At 45.9% G+C, this 16,227-nt stretch carries 13 protein-coding genes and 1 tRNA gene; 5 read left to right on the top strand and 9 right to left on the bottom strand.

Annotated features, from left to right (window positions below; genetic code table 11):
- The 3 genes from ICE88_RS08190 to scpA form a co-directional block, all read right to left on the bottom strand.
- The gene (locus ICE88_RS08190) at positions 1–1,533 is read right to left on the bottom strand and encodes an acyl-CoA carboxylase subunit beta (protein ID WP_216251557.1); all 1,533 of its coding nucleotides are present in this window, start codon (positions 1,531–1,533) and stop codon (positions 1–3) included.
- A 27-nt stretch (positions 1,534–1,560) separates the two neighbouring features.
- Positions 1,561–2,502 (bottom strand): methylmalonyl Co-A mutase-associated GTPase MeaB, encoded by a 942-nt coding sequence (gene meaB / locus ICE88_RS08185; RefSeq protein WP_216251988.1) that lies wholly within the window; start codon positions 2,500–2,502, stop codon positions 1,561–1,563.
- Positions 2,503–2,621: 119 nt separating this feature from the next.
- Positions 2,622–4,790 (bottom strand): methylmalonyl-CoA mutase, encoded by a 2,169-nt coding sequence (scpA, locus tag ICE88_RS08180; protein WP_216251554.1) that lies wholly within the window; start codon positions 4,788–4,790, stop codon positions 2,622–2,624.
- A 93-nt stretch (positions 4,791–4,883) separates the two neighbouring features.
- Between scpA and ICE88_RS08175 the strand changes: the two genes are divergently transcribed.
- The gene (locus tag ICE88_RS08175) at positions 4,884–5,528 is read left to right on the top strand and encodes a GntR family transcriptional regulator (RefSeq protein ID WP_216251553.1); all 645 of its coding nucleotides are present in this window, start codon (positions 4,884–4,886) and stop codon (positions 5,526–5,528) included.
- A gap of 100 nt (positions 5,529–5,628) precedes the next feature.
- Here the strand turns inward: ICE88_RS08175 and ICE88_RS08170 are convergent, their stop codons facing one another.
- Complete coding sequence (locus ICE88_RS08170) at positions 5,629–5,979, bottom strand: cytochrome c (RefSeq protein WP_216251550.1); 351 nt, start codon at positions 5,977–5,979, stop codon at positions 5,629–5,631.
- A gap of 15 nt (positions 5,980–5,994) precedes the next feature.
- Positions 5,995–6,345: a cytochrome c gene (locus ICE88_RS08165; protein ID WP_216251548.1), complete on the bottom strand. Its 351-nt coding sequence runs from the start codon at positions 6,343–6,345 to the stop codon at positions 5,995–5,997.
- A gap of 224 nt (positions 6,346–6,569) precedes the next feature.
- On the opposite strand from ICE88_RS08165, the gene ICE88_RS08160 reads away from it, so the two are divergent.
- Positions 6,570–7,028: a RidA family protein gene (locus ICE88_RS08160; protein WP_089515715.1), complete on the top strand. Its 459-nt coding sequence runs from the start codon at positions 6,570–6,572 to the stop codon at positions 7,026–7,028.
- A gap of 18 nt (positions 7,029–7,046) precedes the next feature.
- Here ICE88_RS08160 and ICE88_RS08155 read toward each other — a convergent pair whose 3' ends face one another.
- Complete coding sequence (locus ICE88_RS08155) at positions 7,047–8,009, bottom strand: sodium-dependent bicarbonate transport family permease (protein WP_216251546.1); 963 nt, start codon at positions 8,007–8,009, stop codon at positions 7,047–7,049.
- 129 nt (positions 8,010–8,138) lie between these two features.
- Between ICE88_RS08155 and ICE88_RS08150 the strand changes: the two genes are divergently transcribed.
- Entirely contained in the window at positions 8,139–9,035 is an 897-nt protein-coding gene (locus tag ICE88_RS08150; protein WP_216251543.1) for a LysR family transcriptional regulator, read from the top strand.
- Between the two features lie 61 nt (positions 9,036–9,096).
- On the opposite strand, the gene parC is transcribed toward ICE88_RS08150, so the two are convergent.
- Positions 9,097–11,439, bottom strand: coding sequence for a DNA topoisomerase IV subunit A (parC, locus tag ICE88_RS08145; protein ID WP_216251985.1), 2,343 nt, complete (start codon positions 11,437–11,439; stop codon positions 9,097–9,099).
- Between the two features lie 77 nt (positions 11,440–11,516).
- Entirely contained in the window at positions 11,517–13,508 is a 1,992-nt protein-coding gene (locus ICE88_RS08140; RefSeq protein WP_216251539.1) for a DNA topoisomerase IV subunit B, read from the bottom strand.
- 36 nt (positions 13,509–13,544) lie between these two features.
- Here ICE88_RS08140 and ICE88_RS08135 point away from each other — a divergent pair, with 36 nt between their 5' ends.
- The gene (locus ICE88_RS08135) at positions 13,545–14,765 is read left to right on the top strand and encodes a CaiB/BaiF CoA-transferase family protein (protein ID WP_216251983.1); all 1,221 of its coding nucleotides are present in this window, start codon (positions 13,545–13,547) and stop codon (positions 14,763–14,765) included.
- A 57-nt stretch (positions 14,766–14,822) separates the two neighbouring features.
- Positions 14,823–14,897 (top strand) — tRNA-Arg (locus ICE88_RS08130).
- 1 nt (position 14,898) lies between these two features.
- Here the strand turns inward: ICE88_RS08130 and ICE88_RS08125 are convergent.
- Entirely contained in the window at positions 14,899–16,212 is a 1,314-nt protein-coding gene (locus ICE88_RS08125; protein WP_216251536.1) for a TAXI family TRAP transporter solute-binding subunit, read from the bottom strand.
- Positions 16,213–16,227 lie beyond the last annotated feature (15 nt).

The following is a 16,227-nucleotide window of genomic DNA, read 5'->3' as shown; positions in this document are numbered from 1 at the left end:
TTAAAGGGGAATGTTGCCGTGTTTGCGCCAAGGATTTTCAATATCCTTGTCTTTGAGCATCGCCAGAGAACGTGCAACACGCTTACGAGTTTCATGAGGCATGATCACGTCATCAATGTAACCACGACGACCAGCCACGAACGGATTAGCGAACTTCGCTTTGTACTCAGCTTCGCGCTCTGCTAACTTAGCAGGATCACCTTTTTCTTCACGGAAAATAATTTCAACAGCACCCTTCGGACCCATCACCGCGATTTCAGCTGAAGGCCAAGCAAAGTTCACATCGCCTCTGAGGTGTTTTGAAGCCATCACGTCATACGCACCACCGTAGGCTTTGCGTGTGATCACTGTGATCTTTGGCACTGTACATTCTGCATACGCGTACAACAACTTAGCGCCGTGCTTGATGATGCCGCCGTATTCTTGTGAAGTACCTGGCATGAACCCTGGCACGTCTACAAAAGTAACCACTGGGATATTGAAGGCATCGCAGAAACGCACGAAACGTGCAGCTTTGATCGATGATTTGATGTCCAAGCAACCAGCCAAAACCAATGGTTGGTTTGCAACGATACCGACTGTTTGACCTTCGATACGCGCAAAACCAATGATGATATTTTTCGCATAGTCAGGTTGAATCTCAAAGAAATCGCCATCATCAACTGTTTTGACGATCAACTCATGCATGTCATAAGGCTTATTGGCGTTATCCGGAACCAATGTATCCAATGAATAATCCAAGCGCTCAGCTGTATCGGCACCTTTGCGCACTGGTGGCTTTTCTTTATTTGATAAAGGCAGATAGTTAAAAAAGCGACGCAACATCAAAATCGCTTCAACATCATTCTCAAAGGCTCGATCACACACGCCTGATTTGGTTGAATGAGTGATTGCACCACCCAACTCTTCTGCCGTCACTTCTTCATGAGTCACGGTCTTCACAACTTCTGGACCAGTCACAAACATGTATGAACTGTCTTTGACCATGAAAATAAAGTCAGTCAATGCTGGTGAATAAACGGCACCACCAGCACTAGGACCCATGATCAAAGAAATTTGAGGGATCACACCTGAAGCAGATACGTTGCGCTGGAAAATCTCCGCATAGCCACCCAAAGAAGCCACACCTTCTTGAATACGTGCGCCACCTGAGTCATTCAAACCAATCACTGGAGCACCGACTTTCATGGCTTGATCCATGACTTTACAAATCTTCTCAGCGTGAGCTTCAGACAATGAACCACCGAACACAGTGAAGTCTTGGGAATAAACAAAGGTCAAACGACCATTGATCATGCCGTAGCCAGTCACCACACCATCACCAGGCACAGATTCATTGGCCATACCAAAGTCTGTACAACGGTGTTCAACGAACATGTCCCATTCTTCAAAAGAACCTTCGTCCAATAACAACTCAATGCGCTCACGGGCCGTTAACTTGCCTTTACCGTGCTGTGCATTGATGCGCTTTTGACCGCCACCGAGGCGAGCCTGTTCGCGCTTTGCTTCAAGTTGTTTGATGATGTCGTGCATAAAATGCTCTCCCTTGTTTCTAAATCTTTATTTCATTAAATCTAATAATCTTCTGGCAGCCACTGATGCTGCCATAGTTCCCTGATTCACTGCTTCACTTAATTCTGGCAATAGTTTTTGTACTTGCGCATTGGCTTTGAAGTTTTGTCTTAAACCTGCTTCGATGCGTTCCCACATCCATGCTTGCGCTTGTTGTTTTCTTCTCAAAGCCAAATGACCATGCTTGGTCTGAATATCTTTGAAGGTATTGACCATGTCCCAAAATTCAGTAATGCCTTCAGACTTCAAAGCACTCATGCGCATCACCTTTGGATGCCAAAGAGTCTCATCATGGTGAGCATGTTCAGGATTGCCGTGCATGCTGAATAATCGCAATGAGCTCATGATTTGAACTTGCGCTCTGGTAGCAGCGTCTGGGTCTAAATCAACTTTGTTGATGACCACCAAATCAGCCAACTCCATCACGCCTTTTTTGATGGCTTGAAGATCATCGCCCGCATTCGGTAGTTGCAAGAGAACAAACATGTCTGTCATGTTGGCAACAGCTGTTTCGCTTTGACCAACACCAACTGTTTCAACAATCACGACATCATGGCCAGCTGCTTCAGCAACTAACATGGCTTCACGTGTTTTTTCCGCTACACCACCAAGATTGCCTGATGATGGTGTGGGTCTGATAAATGCTTTTTCATTGACTGATAAAAATTCCATGCGGGTTTTATCACCCAAGATAGAACCACCAGAAACCGTGGACGATGGGTCAATCGCTAAAACAGCCACGCGATGACCTTTGCTGATCAGATACAGACCAAGCGCTTCAATGAAAGTAGATTTACCAACACCCGGAACACCAGAAATACCTAATCTAAAAGAATGACCGCTCTTTGGCAGAATGGCATTGAGCAAATCATCAGCTCTTAAACGATGATCGGGTCTGGTTGACTCCAACAAGGTGATGGCTTTAGCCATGGCTCGGCGTTGTGCCGATCCAGGTTTGGCATCAGCACCACAGATGGCATCAACGAGTATTTGATCTTCTGTTTGCACGCTGGTCTTTTTAGCTGTTTATTCGCTGATCAATGATTGGCTTATTTTTGAGCCAAACGAATTTGCTCTAAAACATCCTTGGCCGATGCTGGAATCGGTGTACCAGGGCCGTAGATGCCCTTAACACCGGATTCGTACAAGAACTCATAGTCTTGACGTGGGATCACACCGCCCACAAAGACGATGATGTCATCAGCACCCTGCTTTTTCAGTTCCTGAATGATGGCTGGTACCAAAGTTTTATGTCCTGCTGCCAAAGTAGAAATGCCCACCGCATGCACATCGTTCTCGATGGCTTGGCGCGCACACTCTTCTGGCGTTTGGAACAAAGGTCCCATATCAACGTCAAAGCCCAAATCTGCAAAAGCTGTGGCCACCACTTTGGCACCACGGTCATGACCGTCTTGACCTAATTTGGCAATCATCACTCGTGGGTGACGACCCTGATCTTTGGCAAATTCAGCGATTTCTGTTTTTAATTTTTCCCAGCCTTCTGCTGAGTCATAAGCAGCTGCATACACACCAGTCACCTTTTGAGTATCGGCGCGATGGCGCCCGTAAACTTTTTCCAATGCATCAGAAACTTCACCCACGGTTGCGCGCAAACGAATGGCATCGATTGCAAGAGCCAATAAGTTGCCTGTGTTGTTTTCTGCTGCGGCTGTCAGCGCATCCAAGGCTGCCTGAACTTTTTTACTGTCACGCTTTGCTCTAACGTCTTTTAAACGAGCAATTTGTGAATCACGAACCTTGTTGTTGTCGATATCCAAAATATCAATTGGATCTTCTTTGCCCAACTTGTATTTGTTAACACCAACAATCACATCTTTGCCAGAATCGATACAAGCTTGCTTTTCAGCAGCAGCTGCTTCAATTTTGAGTTTGGCCCAACCACTTTCAACCGCTTTGGTCATGCCACCCATGCCTTCAACTTCTTGAATGATGTCCCACGCCTTATCTGCCATGTCTTGCGTGAGCTTTTCCATCATGTAAGAACCAGCCCAAGGATCAATCACATTGGTGATGTGAGTTTCTTCTTGAATGATCAACTGGGTATTGCGGGCAATGCGAGATGAGAATTCTGTTGGCAAAGCAATCGCTTCATCAAATGAATTGGTGTGCAATGACTGTGTGCCGCCGAATACGGCTGCCATCGCTTCAATCGTGGTTCTGACCACGTTGTTATATGGATCTTGCTCTGTGAGTGACCAGCCGGATGTTTGGCAGTGTGTTCTTAGCATCAATGACTTAGGATTCTTTGGATTGAACTCCTTCATCACGCGCCACCACAACAAACGAGCCGCTCTTAATTTCGCTACTTCTAAATAGAAGTTCATGCCGATGGCAAAGAAAAAAGATAGACGACCAGCAAAGCCATCCACATCCAAGCCTTTGCTCAAGGCAGTTTTTACGTACTCTTTACCATCAGCGATCGTGAAAGCCAATTCCAATGCTTGGTTCGCACCCGCCTCTTGAATGTGATATCCAGAAATAGAGATCGAATTGAACTTCGGCATCTTTTGAGAGGTGTACTCAATGATGTCGCCAATGATGCGCATTGATGGCTCTGGTGGGTAGATGTACGTATTACGCACCATGAACTCTTTCAAAATATCATTTTGAATAGTTCCTGATAACTGATCCTGGCTCACGCCTTGTTCTTCTGCAGCGACCACATAGCCAGCCAAAATTGGCAATACGGCACCGTTCATGGTCATCGATACAGATACTTTGTCCAATGGAATCTCATTGAACAAAATCTTCATGTCTTCAACTGAATCAATCGCTACACCCGCTTTACCCACATCACCCGTCACACGAGGATGGTCAGAGTCGTAGCCACGATGAGTTGCTAAGTCAAAAGCAACTGAAACACCTTGACCACCTGCGGCCAAAGCTTTGCGATAAAACGCGTTGGATTCTTCTGCGGTCGAGAAACCGGCGTATTGACGAATCGTCCAAGGGCGAACGGAGTACATCGTTGCCTGAGGGCCACGAACAAATGGCTCAAATCCAGGCAAGGTATTAGCGAACGGTAAACCTTCGGTGTCGGCTGCTGTGTAAAGCGCCTTTAATTTGATGTCATCGGGAGTATCCCAACCTAAAGCATCCACATTGCCGTTGGGGGCAGATTTGGCTGCTGATTTTTCCCAAGCTTCAAGACTAGGGTTAGAAAACTCGGGCCATGGGCTCTTTGTGGTTTTACTCATTATTTCTCCACCGATACATTTAACAGATTAATGATATTGAACCTCTTGGGCTTGACATATACCTGACAAAAGTGATTAAATGAATTCATAATTATGAATGCAAAAATATCATTAGCACCAAGGCCATTGTACGAGGAAGTCGCCGAAAGGTTAAGAAATAGTATCTTCTCGCACGAATACGCCCCGGGAGCCTGGATCGACGAACAAGCGATTGCCGCTGAATACGGCATCAGTCGCACCCCCATGCGCGAAGCCATCAAGGTTTTGGCGGCCGAAGGCTTAATCACCATGAAAATGCGCCGTGGCGCCTATGTGACTGAAGTCAGCAAGTCTGACTTGAACCAAATTTTCACTGTTCTTGCCCTTCTTGAAGGTCAAGCCTGTCGCGAAGCAGCCACCAAAGCCACCGAAAAACAGCTGGAAGCCTTGGATTCCATCCACTTGAAGCTAGAAAGAGCTGCTGCAGACCGAGATTTGGATGAGTTTTTCGCCATCAATCAGTCTTTTCACGAAAAAATCCAAGAAATCTCCAGCAATCCTTGGATGAAGCGCACGATCGATGACCTCAAGAAGGTTCTTAAACTGCAACGCCGAGATTCTTTGAGTAAACGTGGCAGGATGGAAAGCTCCCTGTTAGAGCATCGCAAGATACTCTCCGCCCTATTGGCCAGAGATCCTGATTTATCCGAAAAGTTGATGAAAGAGCATTTTTTACAAGGTCAGTTGGCGGCCAAGTGATGTTGCTTCTGTTGGTGAACTTTACTTAGTTAGTTTTAACCATAAAAAAAGCCGCTTTGAAGCGGCTTTTTTGTTTTAGCTAATTTGCTCAGCTAATTGATTACTTCTTAACCACCAAGTTACCAGGCAAGCTAGCGATGTAAGCAGCCATGTCTTTTAGATCTCTGTCTGAAAACTGGGCTACTTGACCAGCCATGATCGCATTGCTACGGCCAATGTTTGGGTTGTTAGTGACTTTGTAGGCTTTCAAAGCGTAATAAAGATAATCAGCATGCTGACCAGCCAACTTAGGATACTCAGCCACCACTGGCTTGTTCATGCCTTCACCGTGACAAGCTGCACAGTTACCTTTGACCAATAGCTCTTGACCTTTTTTAAGATCAGCAGCTTGAGCAGATACTGCAGTCATTGCGATAGAGGCCGTTGCGATAGCAATCAAAATACGTTTCATGTCGACTTCTCCCGCTTATTTCAATTTATTGATGGTTGTTGCTGATGTCTGAGCAGCGTAGTAAACCGCTAGGTCAGCCATATCTTGATCTGTTAATGAACCAGCGATACCACGCATGGTTGGGTGCTTACGCTCACCTTTTTTGTATGCTTGCAAAGCAGCAACGATGTATTCAGGGTTCTGTCCACCAATCATAGGTACGGTGTAAATCTCAGGGAAACTTGAGCGGTAGCCAGGAATCGCATGGCAACCAATACACATCGCCACTTTAGATTCAGCAGCTTTAATATCGCCCTTAACACCTTGGGCATTCACAGTACCAGCCAAAGTCATGGCGGCAACGGCAACAGTTAGTAGTTTTTTCATAGTGACCAAATATTGAGTTAGATCAAAAATTTCTTCGATGCGAGTATAGCGGATGAGAGGGAAAAATGGGTTCAGAAATTGGAATTTTTAGAGTTTTTTCCCAACAAATCGTGCTTGAGAGCTCAAAATTCTTCAAATCAACTACAAACTTCATGAAATATTAGTTTTGCTAAGTCATGGTCTTGGCATCGCAATACAATGACGCATTATTTAGGAGAACCTTGATGTCGACAATCGCACAACGCTTAAAAGAACTTCAAATTGAACTGCCAACTGCTGGCGCTCCAGCTGCTGCTTATGTGATGTCAGCACAAACTGGTAACACCCTATTCCTCTCTGGTCACATTGCTAAAAAAGATGGCAAACCATTGGTTGGTAAATTAGGTTTGACCATGAACACTGAAGAAGGCAAATTGGCAGCGCGCAGTATTGCGATTGATTTGATGGCGACCATGCAAGCTCATCTTGGTAATTTGGATCGAGTGAAGCGCATCGTAAAAGTGATGAGCTTGGTTAATTCAACAGAAACATACACAGAGCATCATTTGGTAACGAATGGTTGTTCTGAATTATTGTTTGAAGTTTTTGGTGAAGCTGGCAAACATGCACGCAGCGCCTTTGGTGTGGCACAAATTCCTTTGGGCGCTTGCGTTGAAATCGAATTGATTGCTGAAGTTGAGTAAACCTGATCACTTAATTTTTTACTTCACAAAGTAACCAGCCATCCAAATGTAAGCCGGTATTCCCACGATGATGTTCAAGGGGAACGTGATGCCCAATGAAGTGCCCATGTACAACGCGGGATTCACTTCGGGCATCGCGTGACGCAAGACCGCTGGCACAGCAATGTATGAAGCACTCGCTGCGAGAATCATCAACAAGACTGTATCGCCCAAAGCCACGCCAAACATCAAACACAAAGCCAAGGCTGCCATTGCATGTACTGGTGGAGCTATGAAGCCATACAAAAAAGTGATGGGCGGCTTCCCTTTCAGCTCGCCAATACTTCTGGCAGCAACCAAGCCCATGTCGAGCAAGAAGAATGCCAACAATCCTTTGAACAAGTCGATTGAGAATGGCGCCATGACTTTGAGTCCAGCCTCACCAGAAATGATGCCAACCATCAATGATCCTAAAAGTAATAGCTGGCCACCATCCGTGAATGATTCATGAAGGATTTTTCCAATGGGTGTGTGCCCTGTTTTATCGCCAGAGCGCTGCAATCGAATTCTGTTGGCGAGCACAATCGCAATGATGATCGCCGGTGACTCCATCAAGGCCATCGCAGCAGCCATGTGCCCACCGTAAGTAATGCCATTTTGATCGAGGACTTGAGTGGCGGTGATGAAGGTCACCGCACTCACAGAACCATAAGCAGCTGCGATTGCGGCGGCGTCTAATTTATCTAATTTTTGCTTGAGTAAGTTGTAGCCGACCAATGGGACAAGAATCGCAAGACCGATTGCCAAGCCAAGACTGATTGCAATCTCTGGAGTGAAGCCAGATTGATTCAGGGCAAAGCCGCCCTTCAATCCCAATGCCATGAGCAAGTAAAGGGACAAGAAACGAGATATTTGCTGAGGAATCTCTAAATTGGAACGCACCAAGCCAGCGAAGATGCCAAAGATGAAAAATAGAATGGATGGATCAAGTAGATTGGTCATGATTGTTTCCTTTAGCCGCCATGATAAAAACGGTCATACATAAAGTAAAATCGTATTTATGATATAAATACATAGATAAAAGTCTATGACCAATATGATCACCATGACCACATTTGCGAGCCAAAACCCATGAATATCACCTTCAGACAATTGCGCCTTTTCTTAGCCCTTGCAGACACAGGCAGTGTCAGCGCTGCCGCCAGGGTTCTTCATGTCACCCAACCCACTGCTTCGATGCAGTTAAAAGAAATCACCGAAGCCGTTGGTTTACCTTTGTATGAAGTGGTCTCTAGAAAGGTCTATTTGACTGAAATGGGTCACGAGTTGGCCAGATCTGCCAGGGCGATTGTGAGCGAATGGGAAAACTTTGAACAGCAAGCCGATGGCTTAAAGGGTTTCACCAGAGGAAAGCTCAAGGTGGCCGTGGTCAGCACTGCCAAATATTTCATCCCAAGATTATTGGGAACGTTTTGTGCCAAATACCCAGATCTAGATATTTCTTTAGAAGTATTGAATCGTGATGGTGTTGTGAAGCGCCTAGAAGAAAACTTAGATGACCTTTACATCATGTCTCAACCACCGCTGAACTTGGATATTGAAGATGAAATCTTCATGCCCAATCCTTTGGTCTTAGTCGCTCCAAAAAATTCTCCAATGGCTAAGAAAAAGCTGATCGATATTGCCAGCTTAAAAGACGAGCAGTTTATTTTTAGAGAAAAAGGTTCTGGTACCAGAATGGCCATTGATGCTCACTTCAAAAAGTTGAAGTTCAAACCCGATGTGAGACTTGAGCTTGGCAGCAATGAGGCGATCAAAGAAGCTGTGATCGGTGGTTTGGGATTGGCAGTTTTATCAAAGTACTCATTGAGTGAAGCCAGCACTCAAAATGAAGTAGCGATTTTGAAATGCGCTGATTTTCCAATTGAAACAAGTTGGCACATCGTGAGACCTAAAGGCAAAAAGCTATCGCCAATCGCCAGCATCTTCAAAAAACATCTATCAGACCAAGCCAAGGCTTGGAGATAGTGAGAGTCCAGCGACTCTCACTTCTTATGACTCTCACCGATCAAATTTGAAACTCGCTGGTTTATTGCGCAGTCAGCTTGGCATCTTTGAGCTTAGGCTCTAATGCATGACCCTTGCGAGCACGATTGGCTGTGAATGACTTCAAAGTTTTCGCATCCAATGCAGCTTCCGTTGGCTTACCTGCTCTACCAAGACCAGAAATGACAGCGCCTGATGGGCCCACTGCAATCGCAGACTGAAGCCGCTCAGCTTTATCAAGATCCATCAAGATCACACCCTTGCCACCTGTTGGCAAACGCTTCAAATCATCCAATGAGAAGACCAAGAGTCGTCCATTCTCAGATAAGCAAGCCACTTGCTTCATGCCTTCTTGAACTTTGGCTGGGGCCAATGGCGCATCACCTGGAGCAAATTTAGCATCGACACCCACAAATGATTTACCCGCTTTGTTACGTGTTGTCATATCTGCCACGTTCGCCAAGAAACCATTGCCTGATTTCATCGACAACAAGAGCAAGTCGTCATTGTGTCCGGCGTAGTAAGCCACCATCTGAGTGCCTGCTGCCAAGTTAACAAAACCCGTCAACGGAGAACCATCACCTCTGGCTCCTGGCAAATCTGAAACAGGCACGGTGTAAACACGACCATTGCTACCAAAACCAAGAACCACGTCGGTGGTACGGCATTCAAAGGTGCCATACATACCATCGCCTGCCTTGAAGCTGAATTGCTGTGGATCATGCTCATGACCTTGACGAGCTCTGACCCAACCACGCTGAGAAACAATCACAGTGACTGGTTCATCGATGACTTTGGTTTCAGCAATTGCTTTCTTCTCTTCCTGAATCATGGTGCGACGCTCATCACCGAAGGTCTTCATGTCAGCTTCGATTTCTTTGACGATGCGTTTGCGCATATTGCTATCACTGCCCAAGATGCTCTCTAAATCTTCTTTTTCAGCATTGAGCTCTTTGAGCTCTTGTTCAATCTTGATGGCTTCTAGTCTTGCTAACTGACGCAAGCGAATCTCTAAGATATCTTCGGCTTGACGCTCAGAGAGCTTGAATGCGGTCATCAAATCAGCTTTAGGCTCATCACTGCCACGAATGATTTTGATGACTTTGTCGATATTGAGAAGAACTAATTGACGTCCTTCTAGGATATGAATGCGGTCATTGACTTTGCTCAAGCGATGCTTGGTTCTGCGCGTCACTGTTGCAACACGGAACTCGATCCATTCACTCAGAATCTCGCCAAGACCTTTTTGACGTGGGCGACCATCATTGCCAATCATCACCAAGTTGATCGGTGCATTGGACTCAAGTGAGGTATGTGCCAACAAGGTTGTGACGAATTCATTCACATCGATGTTTTTGGTCTTTGGCTCAAACACCAAACGAACTGCAGCGTCTTTGCTTGATTCATCACGCACCGAATCCAATAAGCTCAAGATGGTTTGCTTGAGATTGTTTTGTTCAGGCGTTAAGGTTTTCTTACCAACTTTGACTTTCGGGTTGGTCAGCTCTTCAATTTCTTGCAATACTTTTTGTGTTGAAGTGCCTGGTGGCATTTCTGTCACAACCAATTTCCATTGGCCGCGAGCCATATCTTCAATCACCCAACGGGCTCTGACTTTTAAGCTGCCACGACCTGTTTGATAGATTTGTGAAATTTCTGCATGAGAAGAAATGATCTGCGCACCACCCGGGAAATCTGGACCCGGTATGTATGACATCAATTCATCATGAGAGATTTTTGGATTCTTCATGAGTGCAATGGCTGCACTCGCCACTTCTTTTAAGTTGTGTGATGGCACTTCTGTGGCCATACCCACAGCAATACCTGAAGCACCATTCAAAAGAACAAACGGCAATCTTGCTGGTAGCAAGCGTGGCTCTTGCATCGAACCATCGTAGTTAGGGATGAAATCAACTGTGCCTTCATCGATTTCATCTAAGAGCAAACTAGCAATCTTGGTTAAGCGAGCTTCTGTGTAACGCATCGCCGCAGCACCATCGCCGTCTCGTGAACCAAAGTTACCTTGGCCATCAATCAATGGATAGCGTAATGAGAAATCTTGTGCCAAACGAACCAAAGCGTCATAAGCAGATTGGTCACCGTGCGGATGGAATTTACCCAACACGTCACCAACCACACGCGCACTTTTCACTGGTTTTGCATCAGCGCGCAGATTCATTTCATTCATCGCGAACAAAATGCGGCGTTGAACTGGTTTTTGACCATCAGCCACTTCAGGCAAAGCACGGCCCTTCACCACGCTGATGGCGTAGTCAAGATAAGCACGCTCGGCATACGTTGCCAGAGTCAATGAATCAACATCAGCAGTGTTCGGTACCACTCGTGGTGCCGTCGCTATAGGCTGGGAATCAGATTCATCGCCCATGTCAGCAAATAAATCTGGCTCTTGATTCGGATTGTTTTTCTTTTTACTCATTCGGTATTTTTCTTAATTCTTAAGACTTAAATGTCTGCTTCAACTTCATTGCCGCGTTCTTCAAGCCATGTTTTGCGAGCACCTGATTCAGATTTGCCCATCAACATGTCCATGGTTTTAACTGTTTCAACTTCACCCAAGGCACCCTCAGTGACTGGCAATAAACGACGTGTATCAGGATTGAGTGTTGTGTCCCAAAGCTGTTCAGCGTTCATCTCACCCAAACCTTTGAAGCGGCTGATTTGCCAACTGCCCTCACGCAAACCTTCTTTGCGCAATTTATCTTCAATCGCTTTTAACTCGCCCTCATCCAAAGCGTATAGTTTTTGTGCAGGTTTTTTTCCGCGCGCCGGAGCATCCACACGGAACAATGGTGGGCGTGCAATGTACACATGACCACGTTCCATGAGTTTCGGGAAGTGTTTGTAGAACAAGGTGAGCAGCAATACTTGAATGTGTGCACCATCCACGTCCGCATCTGACAAGATACAAATCTTGCCGTAACGTAAATTGCTCATGTCTGGCTCATCATTGCTGCCGTGCGGATCCACACCAATGGCCACAGCAATGTCATGAACTTCGTTGTTGGCAAATAAGCGATCACGCTCTGCTTCCCAAGTGTTCAAAACTTTACCGCGCAAAGGCAGAATCGCTTGGTATTCTTTATTACGGCCCATCTTGGCTGAACCACCGGCAGAATCGCCCTCAACCAAGAAGATTTCGTTCATCGCGATGTCTTCGCTCTCGCAGTCAGTCAATTTACCTGGCAGAACTGCAACACCTGATGATTTTTTCTTTTCAACTTTTTGACCAGCGCGCGTTCTTGCTTGAGCTTGTTTGATCACAAGCTCAGCTAATTTTCTGCCGTAATCCACATGTTGGTTCAACCAAAGATCTAATGCAGATTTAACAAATCCAGACACCAAACGCACAGCATCACGAGAATTCAAACGCTCTTTAATCTGTCCTTGGAACTGCGGATCCAATACTTTGGCTGACAAAACAAAAGAAGCGCGTGCAAAGACGTCTTCAGGCATCAATTTCACGCCCTTTGGTTGCAAAGCATGAATATCAATGAAGCTTTTCACGGCATTGAATAAGCCATCACGCAAACCACTTTCGTGCGTTCCGCCAGCAGGTGTTGGAATCAAGTTCACATAGCTTTCGCGAACCGGTGCACCTTCTTCGGTCCAAGCCACCACCCAACTAGCACCCTCACCTTCAGCAAATGAATCTTCACCTGCACGATTAGGGTCTGCAAAGTGTTCACCATCAAACGCTGGAATAACCACTGGACTGTGGCCACTTTGTGCCATGGCTTCATCCAAGTAGCCTTTTAATCCTTGGGTGTACAACCAAGTTTGTGGCTCGCCACCCTTCTCTTGAATGAGAGTGACTTTAACGCCTGGCAATAGCACTGCTTTGGAGCGCAACAATCGTTGCAACTCAGCCATTGGAATCTGTGCGCTGTCAAAGTATTTACCGTCTGGCCATGCTCTGACACGAGTACCGTTGGGGCGATCGCCCATCGGTGCAATTTTTGTTTTGAGTGGCTCAACCACAAAGCCATGTTCAAAAGCCAAGGTTGAGATTTGTTTGTCACGCCAAACAGTCACTTCCATGCGCTTTGATAGAGCGTTGGTGACAGAAACACCCACACCGTGCAAACCGCCTGAGAAAGCGTAGGCTCCACCAGAGCCTTTTTCAAATTTACCGCCCGCGTGAAGCTGTGTGAATACCAATTCCACAACGGGACGCTTTTCTTCTGGGTGCATGCCCACTGGAATGCCTCGACCATCATCTTCAACACTCACACTGCCATCGGTGTGCATGGTGACCACGATGTGATGACCATGACCGCCCAGGGCTTCATCCGAGGCGTTATCAATCACCTCTTGGATCATGTGCAATGGATTATCAGTCCGGGTGTACATACCTGGACGCTGTTTGACCGGTTCAAGTCCCTTTAGAACTTTGATCGACGATTCGCTGTATTGATCTGTTTTTTTAGTTGCCATGGCGAAGAATTGTATCCACATGCGAAAATGAGTTCCATGGGAGCACTTAATCACCTTCGCGTTTTAGACCTCAGTCGAGTCCTGGCAGGCCCCTGGTGTGGGCAGAACCTGGCAGACCTGGGAGCCGATGTAATCAAGGTTGAGAGGCCAAAAGCAGGAGACGATACCCGTCAATGGGGCCCTCCTTTTTTGAAAGATTCTAAGGGTCAAGATACTTCAGAAGCAGCCTATTATTTGGCCATTAATCGCAATAAAAGATCGATTACTTTGGATATTTCGACCCCAGAAGGTCAAGAAATCATCAAAAAACTGGTTTTAGAGACCGATGTGGTGATTGAGAACTACAAAGTGGGCCAATTAAAGAAATATGGCCTGGATTATGAGAGCCTCAAAAGCCTTAAAAAAGATCTAATTTATTGTTCTATAACGGGTTTTGGTCAAACAGGCCCTTATGCTCACCGTGCTGGCTATGACTTCATCGTGCAAGGCATGGGTGGTTTTATGAGCGTCACTGGTGAAAAAGAAGATTTGCCTGGTGGCGGCCCTCAAAAGGCTGGCGTGGCCATCGCGGATATTTTTACAGGGATGTATGCCACCTCTGCCATTTTGGCCGCTGTGGTGCATCGAGATCGCACGGGCGTGGGTCAATACATTGATTTGGCCTTACTGGATGTTCAAGTGGCAACCATGGCCAATGTGGCGAGTAATTATTTGGCCAGTGGCGTCGCTCCTAAGAGCTGGGGCAATGCCAGCCCGAATATCGTGCCCTATCAAACCTTCAAGGCATCCGATGGTTGGATCATTGTGGCTTGCGGTAATGATGGTCAGTACCGTCATTTTGTAAAGGCTGGTGGCCAAGAAGAACTGGCAGATGATCCGCGTTTTACGACCAATCCAGAACGCGTCCGTCATCGCGATACTTTGGTACCAATCTTGACTGCGATGGTGGCCAAGAAAACCAAAAAAGAATGGATTGATGCTCTAGAACAAGCAGGAGTTCCTTGCGGACCAATCAATAACTTCCAAGAAGTGTTTGAGAACGAGCAAGTGATTGCAAGGGGCATCAAGATGGAAATGCCTCATGCCAAGGCTGGCAAAGTTCCTTTGGTGCGCAGCCCAATGCGCATGAGTGAAACCCCAGTGGTTGAAAATCGACCACCACCTTTATTGGGTGAGCACACCGAAGAAATTTTGCAAGAACGTTTGCAAATGAGTGCTGAACAAATGAAAGCTCTCAAAGATAAAGGCGTTATTTGATTAACACTTGATTTGAAGTATTAATCAAAGTGTTAAGCTAGCGCCCTATTCAAAAAGCTCGCCATAGTACAGTGGATAGTACAACTGCCTCCTAAGCGGTAGACACAGGTTCGATTCCTGTTGGCGGGACCAATCAAGTTGTTTGCGTCAATCTATCCTTGACCATCTGCAAGTACATGCGTAATTCATAAACTTTCACAGCATATTTCTTGGGAACTCTCATGACCAATGCCTGCATTTGTAGGGCCTGCCACTCTTCTTGCCATGGCTTCTGCGGGTTTGCTGACACTGCTAATTCAAGGACTCTCAATTTTTTATAAACCGCAGAGGTCTTAGCATCCACTCCCATGGCAATCAGCTTGGGTAAAAAATTAAACAATGGGATCAAGATGGCTAACAAAGGCAAGATGATGCGAATCGCTCTCTCAACCCAAACCACACTCCAAAATGGTAAGTGACGGTGTAAGAAAGATGCGCCATTTTTTAGGAAGTGTTTGGCGTCATCGTTGTGCGGCCAAGCAAAACCATTTTCTGAGGGGTAGTCATTTTCTTTTTGCAAAAGACCTAACTGACTGATGCTTGAATCCATGGCCCTCATCAAAGGCGTGATCAAGGCAGGATGAATGTCTTCACTGACAGCCAGAGCTGCTGGCGCAGCCAGAATCGAAATATCTTTTTTAGGAAGGTCTTCAGCTAAGTTGATCACACCACGTGGAACCGTGACCTTTTTCAAGAATGGCAGGCGCACGGTATAAGCATCGGCTTGCTCAAAGCTCATCACAGCCAAGTTGGGGTTACGCAGATATTCCAAAATAATCGGGGCCTGCGGACCACTGACCAACATCACCGCATCCAGATCATTGGCATTCAATGCCTTGAGACTTTGTGAGGCCGTGAACTCTTTGAGCTTGATGGTCGGCTTCTCTGACTTCACATCCATTTGATTGAGTTCCAGTAGCTTCAACCCTAAGTCACGTGTGCCACTTCCTGGCATTCCAATTGAAAGTGATTTATTTTCCAGTTGTGTGATTTTTGTCAGGGGTTCTTTAAAAGCAGTCTTGCGGTAAAAGATCCAAACTTGCTCATCAAAAACCGATGCTAAAGCTGAGATGTTTGGGTTCTCAGAGACTTGACCAACGCCCCCTTGCAAAATTCCGACATGAATTTTTGAGTTGGGCTGATTCAAACGTTCAATGTTTTCTAAACTGCCGGCAGATGGCAACACTTCAAGTGTGATTTTTTCTTTAGCAAGCTCTTTGGCTAATTGTTGACCAAAGCGGTAATACAGACCGTTTTCAGCCCCCGTTGTCATCACGATTTTTTTAGGTGGCGTTGGCACCAAAAACCAAATCAAAAAACCCAAGAAAAGAATGATCAAGAACGGCAATACATAAAGCATCGGTGGTTCAATCAAGCGCTGGGTGATTTGTTGGAATTGTTTTTTCATGAGAAATAATGTGTT

The sequence above is a fragment of the Polynucleobacter sp. AM-26B4 genome (assembly GCF_018882285.1).
GTDB lineage: Bacteria > Pseudomonadota > Gammaproteobacteria > Burkholderiales > Burkholderiaceae > Polynucleobacter.
This window is presented reverse-complemented; position numbering and strand designations above follow the sequence as displayed.